The organism is Belliella marina (genome assembly GCF_042682445.1).
GTDB lineage: Bacteria > Bacteroidota > Bacteroidia > Cytophagales > Cyclobacteriaceae > Belliella > Belliella marina.
The window spans coordinates 284,670-299,101 of sequence record NZ_JBHUHR010000046.1; the positions used below are offsets into that span (position 1 = coordinate 284,670).

The following is a 14,432-nucleotide window of genomic DNA, read 5'->3' on the forward strand; positions in this document are numbered from 1 at the left end:
GAGAATTAATCTAGTTCAATTTTAATTAGTTTAATTTCCAAAGGAGGAGTCACTGTTGTATCACGGAGCGTGAGTGTTTCCTCATCATGTAGGTATTTTAATGTAGTCACTGTTGCCATGGATTGTCCATTGATTAAATTGTAAAATTTGACGAGGCCATTTTCAAATCTGATAGATCCCCACTTGTTGACTGAGATTCCTAGATTTTCAGTATTGTAATCATAATGATTTGCACGGTTGATTTGATTGTCTAAGTTATCGTTATATTCTGGTTCTGTTGACCATAGTACCAGCTTATGACCATCCATTATTTCTTCTCCGGCTTCACCATCTACTTTCATTTCGACTTCCTGCCAGACACCAATTAGTATCTCAATTGGGTCAATAATAAGAGGTTCTTCTATTTCATTGTTTAGGCAAGAGATAGAAATCAGGGATATAAAGAAGATAGATGCTATGGTTTTAAATTTCATCATCTCTTAATTTTGGATGTAAATGTTTGACGCTTATTTTAATAATACTCAGTTACTTAATTCTTTAAAGTTGTATTCTTGTGATAAATATATATGTTTCCAATTCATTTTACCTTTAAATAGACTTTTTTTAAGAATTAAAACAAATTTACTAGCATTATATTCAGATGAAATAGTTATTGGTTTAGAAATCAATAAAGGATTACAAATCAACGCTGCAAAGATTTTCTATCCGATCAAGATTTATCATGTAAATGGCGAAGCACAGAGATAAAAACATGTCTAACTAAAAGCCGTTGGTTTATAAAACTAATGTCAGTAGATAACTAGACGTGTTTTTTATACAATTCGTCTAGCTTATCAAAATAATTTAGACCTAGATTGCTCCTAAGTAGCGGAATATGCTGTAAATCCACATAAAATTTCCTATTTTTGCCCCCTGAATGAATATGAAAAATATAAGGAATTTCTGTATAATCGCCCATATTGATCATGGGAAGAGTACATTGGCGGATAGATTATTGCAAGAGACCCATACTGTCGCGGATAGGGATATGCAAAACCAGTTGTTGGACAATATGGATCTCGAAAGAGAGCGTGGTATTACCATTAAGTCTCATGCAATTCAGATGAGATACATGCACGAAGGAGAAGAATATACGCTCAACCTTATTGATACTCCTGGGCACGTGGATTTCTCATACGAAGTTTCCCGTTCGATAGCTGCTTGTGAAGGAGCATTGTTGATAGTAGATGCCTCACAAGGCATAGAAGCTCAGACGATTTCTAATTTGTACCTAGCTTTAGGGCATGATCTAGAGATCATTCCTGTTTTGAATAAAATTGACTTACCAGGAGCAGATCCGGAATCAGTAGCTGACGAAGTGATCGATTTGATCGGTTGCGACCGTGAGGATATTATTTTAGCATCTGGGAAAACTGGAATTGGGATTGATGATATTCTCAAGGCTGTTGTGACTCGTATTCCTGCACCAAAGGGAGAAATAGAAGCACCGCTTCAAGCGATGATTTTTGATTCTGTGTACAATCCATTTAGAGGTGTGGAGGTGATTTTTAGGATTTTCAACGGAACAATCAGCAAAGGTGATAAAATCAAATTTGTCAATACAGGCAAAGAGTATGAAGCCGATGAAATTGGAATATTGGGACTCAATCAAATTCCACAGCAAACCATGTATGCTGGTAATGTAGGTTACCTAATCTCAGGAGTAAAAGTCGCCAAAGAAATTAAAGTTGGTGATACTATTACGCATATCAAGCGCCCTTGTGAAAAAGCCATACAGGGTTTTGAAAACGTTAAACCAATGGTTTTTGCTGGGATTTACCCGGTAGATACTACCGAGTATGAAGAGCTAAGAGCCTCCATGGAGAAATTGCAACTCAATGACGCTTCACTAGTGTGGGAACCTGAAACATCAGCCGCCTTGGGCTTTGGGTTCCGTTGTGGATTCTTGGGAATGCTTCACATGGAGATTATTCAGGAAAGGTTGGAGCGTGAATTTGATATGACTGTGATTACTACGGTTCCTTCAGTGCAATTCAGAGCATTGATGACCAATGATGTTTACGAAGTCATCAATGCCCCATCTGATATGCCCGATCCTACCAGGTTTAAGCATATAGAAGAGCCTTTTGTCAAAGCTTCGATCATCACAGCCTCAGAGTACGTAGGGCCTGTTATTCAGCTTTGTATGGATAAGCGTGGACAGATAAAAAATCAAGTTTACTTGACAGCTGAAAGAGTCGAATTGCAATTTGATATGCCTTTGGCAGAGATTGTATTTGATTTCTTTGATAAGTTGAAGACGATTTCTCGTGGTTACGCTTCCTTGGATTATGAATTAAAGGGGTATCAACCTTCCCATATGGTTCGTCTAGATGTAATGCTTAATGGTGAGCCTGTAGATGCACTTTCTGCGATTGTCCATAGAGACAAAGCCTACGAATGGGGCAAAAGACTTTGTGAAAAATTAAAAGAACTTGTGCCAAGACAAATGTTTGAGATTGCGATCCAAGCAGCTATCGGTACGAAAATCATCGCCAGGGAAACGGTAAAAGCCTTGCGTAAAAACGTATTGGCGAAATGTTATGGTGGTGATATCTCCCGTAAACGTAAACTCCTTGAAAAGCAGAAAAAAGGTAAAAAGAGAATGCGTCAAGTCGGAAACGTAGAAGTACCGCAAGAAGCATTTATGGCTGTGTTGAAGTTGGATTAATTATTAGACGCAAGACACAAGAATTAAGCCACAAGACAGAAAAGGCAAGATTCAATGGATTAAATGATCGATATATGCTTTGCGATATAAATGGAAATAAGCCTCTTCCTGACGGAAGACAAGTTCGGCGATATATTTGACCCTCGGAGTTTATGAGTTCTTGTCCTGACGATCATTTAATTGTTATTTGAAACGATTAAAAAAAAAAGTTGTCATTGTGTATTAGTCAATGATAAAAGTTTGGGTGGGGTTCTCCAAACTTTAAAACCTTACAACCTTCAAACCTATCAATCTAAAATCTTTCAATCTAAAATCTAAAACATGCTTCTAATCGACGGAAAGAAAACCTCTGAGGAAATAAAATCGGAAATTGCTCTTAGAGTATCAGAAATCAAGCAAGAGGGAGGTAAGATCCCACATCTGGCTGCGATTTTGGTAGGAAATGATGGAGCCAGCCAGACTTATGTTGGTGCAAAGGTCAAGTCCTGCGAGCAGGTAGGGTTTGAATCTACTTTGGTGAGGTTGGAAGAGAGTGTTTCTGAGGAAGAGCTTTTGAAAGTTGTAGAAGATATCAATGAAAATCCTGCAATAGATGGTTTGATTGTTCAGCTTCCATTGCCAAAGCATATTTCAGTAGAGAAGGTGACCAACAAGATCAAACCTGAAAAGGATGTTGATGGATTTACACCAGCCAATGTAGGAAGGATGACTTTGGGGTGGCCGGCGTATGTTGCGGCGACTCCATATGGTATTGTGGAATTGCTGAAAAGATACAATGTTGAAACTTCTGGAAAGCACTGTGTGGTAATCGGTAGGAGTCATATAGTAGGCTCACCGATGAGTATCTTGATGGCCAGAAATGAATATCCTGGCAACTGTACCGTCACCTTGACGCATAGCAGGACACAAAATCTTCCTGAAATCACCAAAACAGCCGATATCTTGATTGTAGCGATAGGGAAACCTGAATTTGTGACCGCTGATATGGTAAAGGATGGAGCTACGGTAATCGATGTTGGAATCCATAGGATAGCTGATGCCAGCAAAAAGTCAGGCTTCAAACTGATCGGAGATGTGAAGTTTGATGAAGTGTCCGAAAAAGCTTCTGCAATCACTCCTGTACCCGGAGGTGTAGGGCCGATGACGATCGCATCTCTTTTATACAACACACTTTTGGCAGCAGAGGGGAAAGTGTATACAAAATAAAGTGTTGATAGTGAGTGTCAAAATAGAAAGCTTCCCAAAAATCTAAAATTTGATTTGCAAGGAAAGGCAATCCTTTCTACTTTTGCTCACCCTAACCGCGCACGTGGTGAAATTGGTAGACACGCCATCTTGAGGGGGTGGTGCCCTACGGGTGTGGAAGTTCGAATCTTCTCGTGCGCACATTGAAGCTCCAAGTAATTGGGGCTTTTTTTTGCTCTCATGGGTTTTACTGATTTTTTGATCCAGCACTTGTAGACATCTGCATTGAATAATTCTTGGGGATAGTGATCAGAAAGGGTTAATTTTGTTTTGATAGATAGTAATCATTAAAAAAATCCAAAACAGATGAGCAATACTCCATTGGCAGAAAGAATGCGGCCTTCAAGTCTTGATGAGTTGATCGGCCAAGAGCATCTTTCATCACCAACATCATTTTTGTACAAAGCCATCAGGACTGGAAATGTGCCTTCTTTGATTCTTTGGGGACCTCCGGGCGTTGGAAAGACAACGATCGCCAATATCATAGCCAATGAGATCAAAGCACCTTTCTATACTTTGAGTGCAATCAGTTCGGGAGTGAAAGACATCAGGGAGGTAATCGAGAAAGCGCGTTTCCAAATGGGAGTGGTACTTTTTATAGATGAAATCCACAGATTCAACAAGTCCCAGCAGGATGCCTTACTTGGTGCTGTTGAGAAAGGTGTGATTCGATTGATCGGTGCAACTACCGAAAACCCGTCTTTTGAGGTCAATGCCGCTTTGTTGTCAAGATGTCAGGTGTTTACCCTCAATCCACTCGGGAAATCCGAGCTGGAGGCAATGTTGTTGCAAGCTCTGGAAAAGGATATCTTGTTGAAGAAGAGAACGGTTGAGCTGAAGGAAACCGAGGCGTTGTTGAGATTGTCCGGTGGTGATGGGAGGAAATTATTGAATCTCTTTGAAATTGTCATAGAAGGAATCAATGAAGACCCCTGTGTGATCACCAATGAAATCGTGACCACTATCGCGCAGCAAAAAGTGGCGCTCTATGATAAGTCTGGTGAACAGCACTATGATATCATCTCTGCGTTTATCAAATCTATCCGGGGATCCGATCCCAATGCGGCGGTGTATTGGTTGGCACGGATGATTGAAGGAGGGGAGGATGTGAAATTTATTGCCAGAAGATTGGTCATCCTGGCGTCAGAGGATATTGGCAATGCCAATCCCAATGCATTGCTTTTGGCAACTAACTGTTTTGATGCGGTAAAAATTATAGGCTATCCAGAGGCTAGGATAATATTGTCCCAGTGTGTCACCTATTTGGCAAGCTCGGCAAAAAGCAATGCGTCTTATATGGCTATCAACAAAGCCCAGGCATTGGTAAGGGAAAAAGGAGACCTTTCTGTCCCTCTTCATCTTCGCAATGCGCCTACCAAGCTCATGAAGGATTTGAATTATGGCAAAGAATATAAATATTCACATGATTACGAAGGCAATTTTGTAGCTCAGGAGTTCTTGCCGGATGAAATCAAAAACCTCAAGCTTTATGATCCCGGAAACAATGCAAGGGAAAATGAATTGAGGAAATACCTCAATTCAAAATGGAAGGGGAAGTATGGGTATTAACTTTTGTTTTTTAAGAATCCTTAATCAATGTCGTTTAGTTAAAAAAGAGACCTGCCAGATTTAAATCTTGTAATGGTCTTTCCTTCCAAATAAAACACCTGTTCTTATATAAGCAAAAATCTGGCAGGTCTTATCTAAACGACATTGAGTCCTTAATGATTAATTGGGTATAAATGGCTGTAATCTGTGACCTTTCTAAGATAGGAAGATCAGATTGTTTAGTTTCCCCATTTGAATAAGCAAAACTTTTCAAGGGGTTTGAACTCTTGAAGAGTTTTCTTGCACTAAAGCATGTTAATTATTTATTTTTCACGAACTATTTATATATTCATTGTTTAAATGTTCACAATAGCACAGTATTTAAGAATCTCAGGCCTATGATGCTACAACTAATCAAATTGGAATTGACAAAAACCATGAGATCAACTTCCTTTGCCAAATCGGTATTGGTAGCTGTATTCCTTGGTTTTTTGGCTTTGTTACTACTTTCATATCTTCTGATATTGGGTCTGGTTCTCAAGGAAGTGATAGAGGAGGTTTTTAAAACTTCGGATACCCTTGGGGTGTTGAATTCGTACCTGATTTATTTCTTTCTCTTCGAGTTTATGTATAGGTATTTTACCCAAAAATTGCCTGTGATTGAATTGGAACGCTTTTTACATTTACCAATCAAAAAGAGTAAGATCATCAATTTTCTTTTGGGAAGATCATTCATTTCTCCATTATCATTGATCGCTTTGTTGTTGTTTACGCCATTTGCATTCAGGGAGATTGCACCAACATATGGAGCCAGTGCTGCCTGGGCTTGGTTGTTCTTAATCTTGCTGGGAAGCTGGTCGCTGCATTGGTTTATGCTATGGTTTAAGCAGAAATTTGAAGATAGCTTCATAGGGTTGATCGTGATATTTGCAGTGATCTTGTTGGGGGTAGGTTCCAGTTATTATGGCTGGTTCAACCTAGGGGATGTGATCAAGCCATTTTTTGATTATTCACTGACATCCTTTATTCCAGTGTTGGCTTTGTTGGGCTTATGCATAGCCATGTATTGGCTTGCTTATTCCTATTATATCAAAAACGCCTACCTCGAAGATCTGTCCAAAGAAGAAGAAGTAAGGTTTGTGAATTCCAACTTTGGGATTTTTGACCGCTTTGGCTTGGCAGGTGAGCTGGCTAATCTGGAGTGGAAATTGATCATACGGCACAAAAAAAGCAGGACTTACCTGATGCTTGCTGGCTTCTTTCTTTTGTATGGATTGATATTTTATACCAATCCGATTTATATGTCTGAAGATGGTTTTAGCCACATGTTTGTATTTGTAGGGACATTTATCACCAGCATCTTCATATTGCAATATGGTCAGCTTTTTCTGAGTTGGAATTCGGCAAATTTTGATTTCTTTCTCAGCAAAAGAGGTGGTGTGGAAGCTTTGGTCAAAGGGAAGTATCTCTTGTTTGTAGCTACTTCTGCATTTTGCTTTTTGGCATCCGTTCCTTATGTTTATTTTGGCTGGGAAATATTATTGATCCATGTAGCTACCTTCTTATTCAATATGGGAGTAGTGATCCATCTGGTGATCTACCTTTCGCTTTGGAAACCAAAACCTATGGATCTAAATAAAGGGGCCATGTTCAATTATGAAGGAGTTGGGATTGCACAGTTTCTGATGATGCTCCCGATTTTCTTGGGACCTTATGCAGTTTATTTTCCTTTTGCCTTATTGATCAACCAATACGCAGGACTGTTGGCATTGGGTATTACGGGTATCATTGGGATCATAGCTGCTCCATACTTATCATCGTTGCCAGTCAATAAGATTTTGAAAAACAGATACGAAATTTCATCCGCTTTTAGACAAGAATTATGATCACAATAACGAACCTTCAGAAAAAATACAAAGATATAACCGTACTGGACGTAGAAACTTTGGAAATCCCAAAATCAGAATGCTTTGGTTTGGTTGGGAACAATGGGGCAGGTAAGACGACCTTGTTTAGAATAATGCTTGATTTGGTTAGGGCAACATCCGGAAATGTCATCATCGATGGAGAGGATGTCAGCAAATCGGAGGATTGGAAATCGAGAGTTGGGGCATATCTCGATGAGCATATGCTTTTGACCTATTTGACGGCTGATGAATATTTTGAGACTTTGAGGAAGATATACGGACTTTCGGTTGAAGATCTGGAACTTCATTTGACCAAATTTGAAGAACTTTTCAATGACGAAATCCGAGGGAAAAAGAAATATCTCAGAGACCTTTCCAAAGGGAATACCAAGAAAGTAGGTATTGCAGCGGCCATGTTGGGAAATCCCCAAGTGGTGATGTTGGATGAGCCATTTGAAAACTTGGATCCAAGTTCGCAGGTCAGGTTGAAAAAACTCATACTTCAAGAAAAAGAGCAATCCCAGATTACCTTCTTGATTTCCAGTCACGATCTAAATCATGTCACGGATATTTGCGAAAGGATTGTATTGCTTGAAAAGGGAAGGGTTGTCAAAGACCTCCAAGACAAGTCTCTGATGGTAGGGGAATTGAATGCCTATTTTGGCACTTGATATGGATTGTTGCCGAGACATTAAGTAACTTGAAATTCAAAACAAGAGGAGATCGAAAATCATTGAAACAATAGATCTCGACAAGCATTGATCTTCAATATTCAATCGAATCATTAGTGAAAAAGGAAAGACGGGCATTTATCAAAAAAATCACTTTGGCATCTTTGGCTTCGGCTTTGGGAGCTGATATAGTATTTGCCAAAAACCTACCTAAAGACTACCTTCCTGTTTTTCTTGAAGAGCAGGATAGCCTAAAGTCATTGGGTAAAGATGCGGCGCTAAAAGTACTTAATGATAGGCCTTGGAATGTGGAGACGCCTATCCACCTGCTCGACGATAAGGTCACGCCTGCAGACAAAATGTTTGTAAGGAACAATGGTTCAATTCCTGAGAAAATAGATGTTTCAAACTGGTCATTGACCGTCAAAGGAGAGTCGGTTCGAGAGGAAAAAAGCTATACGCTTTCCGAATTGAAAAGTAAATTCAAAAATTACACATTCCAACTCACCTTGGAATGTGGCGGGAATGGTAGGGGGGAATTTTATCCACCTACAGAAGGAAACCAATGGGGACAAGGTGCTGTTTCCTGTGCTATGTGGACAGGAATCAGGTTAAAAGACCTCTTGGAAGATGTAGGTATCAAGAAGGATGCTGTCTATATAGGATACCATGGGACAGATTCACATCTCAGTGGGAATCCAAATAAGGAGTCTATCTCAAGGGGAATCCCAATTGAAAAAGCCATGCAAGATGAGACCTTGTTGGCTTTTCAGATGAATGGCAGGGAGATCCCTTTGGTTCATGGGTATCCTTTGAGGTTAGTGGCAGGAGGCTATCCGGCTTCTGCATCCGGAAAATGGCTGAAGGCCATTTCTGTCAGAAATAAAGTTCACGATGGAGCCAAAATGGAGTCGCCTTCATATCGAGTGCCCATTGAGCCCATTGAACCGGGAACTCAGGCTAGCCCTGAGAATATGCAGATCATAGAATCTATGCCTGTCAAGTCACTAATCACTTTTCCGAAATCAGGCGCAACATTTCCTTTGGGGAGAAACCTTGATATCCGTGGACATGCTTGGGCAGGAGAATATAAAGTAGATAAGGTTGCTTATTCTATTGATTTTGGGGCCACATGGCAGTCTTGCAATCTTGAAAAGCCAATAAACAGATTTGCATGGCAGCATTTTCAGGCAAGCATCAAATTCCCCCAAAAAGGGTATTATGAAATTTGGGTGATGGCAACTGACGAAAATGGAAGCAGCCAGCCTATGGTAGTACCCGGTTGGAATCCAAAAGGCTATCTCAACAATGCATGTCACAGAATAGCCGTAAAAGTAAACTGAGATGAAGGAAGAGGCTATCAAGAGAATGATCCGATTTATGTCATTCTTGGTTTTTTTAATACTGTTTTTGGTACTTTCCTCAATTGGAGTCGTCTTGATGCTACAGTATCAGCCTGACCTGGTTCAAGGCTGGCTAGCCAAAGAAAAAACAGGGAAATCAGTGGGGTTTGATGAGTTGCTTGAAGAGGAGTGGACAGCTGAGAAATTGGAAGAAGTTGGTTTGGTAGAAGGGGAGGGACTTCAATTGGTCTTGGCCAATTGCACCAATTGTCATTCAGCCAAGCTTGTTACCCAGAATAAATTTACCCGTGAGGGATGGATACAGGTGATTCGTTGGATGCAGGAAACACAAGGTTTTTGGGAATTGGGTGAAAATGAAGACATCATCGTTGACTATCTTTCTACCCATTTCGCTCCAGAAGCACAAGGACGCAGATCGCCTCTGGAAGTGGAATGGTATAGTTTGGAGTGAAAATGGATACGAGAGACTAGAAGCGAGAGATTAGATAGGAGATTCAAGATTCAAGACAGATGAAAAAAGAGATGTAAACCCCGAAGAGCACTTTTTTATCCTTTGACCGGGCAAAGGCGGGAATCACATTCTCCCGCAAATCGGCGTTGAGCATTTCCAGCTCACCAAATGCTTTGGCAAATTGCGATTCGGAAAGAGGGATACTTGTCTCAGGCTTCTCGCCTTTTTTCTTGGAAGGGATCTTCAATTCCATTTTGGAGGCTAAATCTTTTCTGAAACAGCGTAATGCCACATAGAGGTAGTAGGTCGTGAATAGGATTCCCAGAGCGAGGAAAAACTGTTCCCATGTAATTTCATTGAGCATAGTGATTGGTTTGAAGTTGAACTTTTCTGGTATCATTGAGAAGGACAAAATTCACCACCTAGGATTACTTTTATTCACACTGCGATTTGGAAGTGGGTCAAATTGATAGGTATGAAATAGCTGGGCAAGCCAAAAAGCATCTCCCTTGGATTTATCTTTAAAAAGCAATTGGAATTACTATAGCTGTAAGTGATAACTGGTGTGTTATATTAAAAAAGTATAGCGCATATCGGGGGAGGTGGTTACATTTCTCTCAAAATCCGTTATGCCTGTGTGCTTCTGAGGTAGCGGATGCATCAAAGCCTGTTCCGACCTAATCGGAAACAAAAATCAGGAGACATCTTACACCAATAATATTCTTGGTTGCTGAATTTTTTCATGATGCAACTTTAAGAATAGTAAACTTTTGACAGGTTCTGGAATTGCACTAACGGATACGATTCATTAATCTTTATTGGAATTGCTCTTTGGTTGAAATTATTGTTTCGCAATCTTCTGTTTTAATTCAACGCCTTGTACCAATAGAAAAAAGCTGCTTTGTCTCTCGACTTTTTAAGCTTGTTTAGAAAGTTTAGCTCACCTGTTATTTCCAGCTTACTGATGTCCTGTCCGTTAAATTTTTCTAATGCTGAAAAGTCTTGGTTCTTTAATCGTCTCGCTAGGTAGGCAGCTTTAGCAGCTGCAAGTATGGCATCCTCAATTTTGAAGTTCTCGGCTATCAAAAAACCTTCAAACCTGCGTATTCCGGTGGTGAGTTCAGTAAACCTTGTTTTGTCAGGTTCTAAAGTGTTTTTGGTTCGCTTGGCAATGAGTAAAGAAGTGTTGAAAATATCGTCCAGCACATCCATTAAATTTATTTCAAGTTCACGGTAGTTGATTTCCTTTGCTCCAATTCTCTCAAAGCTCAATGCAATTTCTTCTACTTTATCTGCTTCTTCAAACAGACAGCCAATATCGAAAAGCTGCTTGATGATTTCCTGCTCTTTGTCCTTACCGTATAAAATCCCAACTGTGTTTGGTGCAAATGCTGTTAGTTTATCCCCTAAAATGGATTCGATGGAAGGTACAGCGACTTCCAATACGTCTTCTGATTCTATCCATTCAGTCTGAATGGGAGCGGATAGAAGTCTTGGGTAGTCTGTTTGCTCAAACAGTATATCCAACAACACAAAATGAGCACTTTGGTTGAGACTGGATTCATAATCAAATTCGTAATGGGCTTTGGGTACCCCTTCTTTGTAGCTCCTTCTATCCTGTAAGACCCAACTATTGAAATGTGAGTTAGCTACCACTTTGTCCAGGATAGTTTCTACTTCCTTCCGGCTTTGGGTGGTAATAATATCAATGTCTACAGAAAATCGTCTTGATTTGGAAAGCAATAAAACAAGGCTTGTACCTCCTTTAAAAGTGAACTCTAAGCCATGAGCTTTGAGTTGCTGCAATAAGGAAAGGGCGTGTATCATTTTCTCCAGTACTGGAGGATTAATACGCTTTAAATGCTTTTGTTTCTTAAAACCGTTGATCCATTCTTTGGTAAAACAATGTTCTTTTATCATCCTAAAATATCTTTAACAAGTTCATCAAAGTTGTTTACTAAGTAACTTTTAATTTGTTCTTCTTTATTTCTTCTTCTAGCGTAGCTGATGAGTTTGGTGAAATTGATTTGATAATGTTTTAAGGCATTTTCAAACAGTGCATGCATTTCACTTCCCTGTACGGTGTAAAAGGTTACCGCATCGCTATACACGTCAATCAATATTTTCTCCAAGGTGGGCACATAGATTTTATCCTTGGATCTCTCCTTTACAGCAACTTTTTGTTTTGGGGAACGGCTGATTAGCGGTTTGATGACAATAGAAATTTCGCTTTCCACGTAGCGCTGCATGATCTCTTCTTTGGGATCCAAGTATACTCTGTATTGCCTAGATTCTGAATATGCATTGAATACTTCCTCTACAAAGTCCTTTTCCACCTCCAGAATATAAAAGAAGCTTCCCAATTGGTGTTGGGTAAAATCATTGAGCCACTCGGTACTCCAAAGGCAATATTCCAATTCATCGAAATCCTTGGCTACAATTTTGGATAAGCGACCCAGTTTCTCTGATATAAATGGCTTGTAGGATTCTTTGTTGGAAATAATAAAAACACCTAACTTAACTTGGTCAATCACTTTCCGTTTGACCAAATCATGGATTCTCCAGGTTATAGCACTTTCTGATATTTCAGGATCTAAATCAGTCAAAAAGGAACTAAGGGCTTCTCGACCGAAATGTCCTTTTCCTTTAAAATGCTTTGATATTTGATGGTCAATGATTTTAGACATAACTCTATTTTGCCAGTATTTAATTTTTTTGGCAAATTATAAAATCACTTATTATTGCCAATTATACAAATATAATGGCATTTTTAATAATTACTCAAAAATGCCAGTAAAAATTATTACTGGCATTTTTGAGTAAAACTTTATCTCTTAATATAAACCACTAGATGGGAAGAACACCAATAAAAAAATGAAGCTTTTGAAATACCCACATGGGCTGCAAAAGAGACTTTACTTACCCCTGATTCCCGCCACTAGAAAAAAGGTTGTAATTTTCGTCGTTGCTTATCTTTTCCATAACGCAACATTACGAAAAATTAATCCTCAATTAGGCTTGTACTTCCTCGGACGGATACGATTCATTAATCTTTATTGAATTTGCTTTGTGGTTGAAATTATTGTTTCGCAATCTTCTGTTTTAATTCAACGCCTTATACCAATAGAAAAAAGATGCTTTGTCCCTCGACTTTTTAAGCTTGTTTAGAAAGTTTAGATCACCCGTTATTTCCAGCTTACTGATGTCCTAGTCGTTAAATTTCTCGAAGACTGAAAAGTCATGGTTCTTTAATCGTCTCGCTAGGTAGGCAGCTTTACCAGCTGCAAATTTGGCTTTTATTTGCTGATCCTATATAGCCTTTCCCTGTTCGGTAATCATATAGGTGGCATCATCCTTTCCTTATATAGGGTGTCTGAACCTTTGCCCTTCATCCGTCAATATTTTTTCTTCTCCAAAACCTAGTTTTCTTTTGGATTCGATTCTACAGGCTCCAATATTGGTTCTTCACTACATGCTGAAAATATAAGCGCCATAAAGAAAAGAGTACTTACAGTCTTAAAATATTTTTTTGTTGAAATTATAATATGATAGGATTTTGAGTCATTGGATATTTAGAGAGGAAATAGGGCCAAGTTGGGAGATTACATTGGAAGCTGGGTTATAATTCTTCCCAAAAGAATAGATCAAACTAAAGCTGAACATCCAGTCGGAAGTGTCGGGAAAATCAGTTTTAAAAGATTTATTAGTCAACATCTGAATGGCAACAGGAAAATCATTTCTTGCCAATGCAATTATAGATGAAGTGAAAAAGCCTTCAGTTTTGTCCATGTTAAGGTAGTAAATTTGGGGATTGAATCGGAGATAATAACTTTCTGACAAATTGATTTTTCTGAAATTGGCATTCAGGGTCAGGAAGTGCATTCTTTTGGATGAACTTTCCGCAAAACCATTCCCATTAAGGTAATACAGACCTATGCTGGTATTTGGAGTGAAAAAATAATTGGGAACCAATTCTCCGGCAAGGTAACGTTCACTTGTAATGACTTCAGAAGGCGGTGCTCCATTGATAGATAGCATTTGCGGTTGAAACAAAAGTCCGGGGTGAGCTCCCACATTCAACTTAAACTTTTCTCCTTGAAGTAGCTTGTATCTTCCCCAAAGCAATATCGTCCATGGCTTTCCTTCCAATGAGAAATGAAATTCGGGTTCAAATGTAAACCGATTGCCAACATTCAACATCAAAAAGCCTGCAGGTTTATTGAGAGAAAATGTCGGCAAAAGTGCAATGCCGTTATTGGTTAGACCAAATGAACCCCCGAAATAAGTGGATTTGTTGCTTTCGTCTTGTGCCTTGCAATCAATGAGATACAAAGAAAAAAGAAGGACTAAATAGAGTCTGTTTAAATTGCTGATAATCATTATAATGTATTCATATGTCAGTAAATTTGAGTTAATAGAGTTTGAGAAGAGATGACTATAGCAGTGTAATTGATGGGCAGTTCACTAAACGGTAGAAACCTAAATTGACTCCCCACACGAGATGAAAAAGTAAATCCATCTATTTCATATAACCTA

General features: G+C 39.1%; 12 protein-coding genes and 1 tRNA gene. 8 read left to right on the top strand and 5 right to left on the bottom strand.

Annotation, left to right across the window (positions count from 1 at the left end):
• Positions 1 to 5: 5 nt before the first annotated feature.
• The gene (locus ACFSKL_RS20275; protein WP_376888796.1) at positions 6 to 476 is read right to left on the bottom strand and encodes a hypothetical protein; all 471 of its coding nucleotides are present in this window, start codon (positions 474 to 476) and stop codon (positions 6 to 8) included.
• Between the two features lie 440 nt (positions 477 to 916).
• Here ACFSKL_RS20275 and lepA point away from each other — a divergent pair, with 440 nt between their 5' ends.
• From lepA to ACFSKL_RS20315, 8 genes are all read left to right on the top strand, one after another.
• Positions 917 to 2,710, top strand: a complete 1,794-nt coding sequence (gene lepA, locus ACFSKL_RS20280) for a translation elongation factor 4 (protein WP_376888798.1) — start codon at positions 917 to 919, stop codon at positions 2,708 to 2,710.
• A gap of 321 nt (positions 2,711 to 3,031) precedes the next feature.
• Positions 3,032 to 3,916 carry a bifunctional 5,10-methylenetetrahydrofolate dehydrogenase/5,10-methenyltetrahydrofolate cyclohydrolase gene (locus ACFSKL_RS20285; RefSeq protein WP_376888800.1) on the top strand — a complete coding sequence of 295 codons (885 nt, stop codon included), beginning with the start codon at positions 3,032 to 3,034 and terminating at the stop codon, positions 3,914 to 3,916.
• A gap of 97 nt (positions 3,917 to 4,013) precedes the next feature.
• Positions 4,014 to 4,096: transfer RNA gene (locus ACFSKL_RS20290), tRNA-Leu, on the top strand.
• 165 nt (positions 4,097 to 4,261) lie between these two features.
• The gene (locus ACFSKL_RS20295) at positions 4,262 to 5,524 is read left to right on the top strand and encodes a replication-associated recombination protein A (RefSeq protein WP_376888801.1); all 1,263 of its coding nucleotides are present in this window, start codon (positions 4,262 to 4,264) and stop codon (positions 5,522 to 5,524) included.
• A gap of 377 nt (positions 5,525 to 5,901) precedes the next feature.
• On the top strand, positions 5,902 to 7,389 hold the full coding sequence (locus tag ACFSKL_RS20300; RefSeq protein WP_376888803.1) for a DUF5687 family protein: 1,488 nt from the start codon (positions 5,902 to 5,904) through the stop codon (positions 7,387 to 7,389).
• Positions 7,386 to 8,081: an ABC transporter ATP-binding protein gene (locus ACFSKL_RS20305; RefSeq protein WP_376888804.1), complete on the top strand. Its 696-nt coding sequence runs from the start codon at positions 7,386 to 7,388 to the stop codon at positions 8,079 to 8,081. The genes ACFSKL_RS20300 and ACFSKL_RS20305 overlap by 4 nt, the downstream gene beginning before the upstream one ends.
• Before the next feature lie 116 nt (positions 8,082 to 8,197).
• Positions 8,198 to 9,424 carry a sulfite oxidase gene (locus tag ACFSKL_RS20310; protein ID WP_376888806.1) on the top strand — a complete coding sequence of 409 codons (1,227 nt, stop codon included), beginning with the start codon at positions 8,198 to 8,200 and terminating at the stop codon, positions 9,422 to 9,424.
• Between the two features lies 1 nt (position 9,425).
• Positions 9,426 to 9,896, top strand: a complete 471-nt coding sequence (locus ACFSKL_RS20315; RefSeq protein ID WP_376888808.1) for a cytochrome C — start codon at positions 9,426 to 9,428, stop codon at positions 9,894 to 9,896.
• Between the two features lie 43 nt (positions 9,897 to 9,939).
• On the opposite strand, the gene ACFSKL_RS20320 is transcribed toward ACFSKL_RS20315, so the two are convergent.
• The 4 genes from ACFSKL_RS20320 to ACFSKL_RS20335 all read right to left on the bottom strand — a co-directional run bounded on the left by ACFSKL_RS20320 (position 9,940) and on the right by ACFSKL_RS20335 (position 14,276).
• On the bottom strand, positions 9,940 to 10,260 hold the full coding sequence (locus tag ACFSKL_RS20320; RefSeq protein ID WP_376888809.1) for a hypothetical protein: 321 nt from the start codon (positions 10,258 to 10,260) through the stop codon (positions 9,940 to 9,942).
• 500 nt (positions 10,261 to 10,760) lie between these two features.
• Positions 10,761 to 11,816: a nucleotidyl transferase AbiEii/AbiGii toxin family protein gene (locus ACFSKL_RS20325; protein ID WP_376888811.1), complete on the bottom strand. Its 1,056-nt coding sequence runs from the start codon at positions 11,814 to 11,816 to the stop codon at positions 10,761 to 10,763.
• The gene (locus ACFSKL_RS20330; protein WP_376888813.1) at positions 11,813 to 12,583 is read right to left on the bottom strand and encodes a DUF6577 family protein; all 771 of its coding nucleotides are present in this window, start codon (positions 12,581 to 12,583) and stop codon (positions 11,813 to 11,815) included. Before ACFSKL_RS20330 ends, ACFSKL_RS20325 begins: the two co-directional genes overlap by 4 nt.
• Before the next feature lie 874 nt (positions 12,584 to 13,457).
• Positions 13,458 to 14,276: a hypothetical protein gene (locus ACFSKL_RS20335; RefSeq protein ID WP_376888815.1), complete on the bottom strand. Its 819-nt coding sequence runs from the start codon at positions 14,274 to 14,276 to the stop codon at positions 13,458 to 13,460.
• Positions 14,277 to 14,432: the final 156 nt, after the last annotated feature.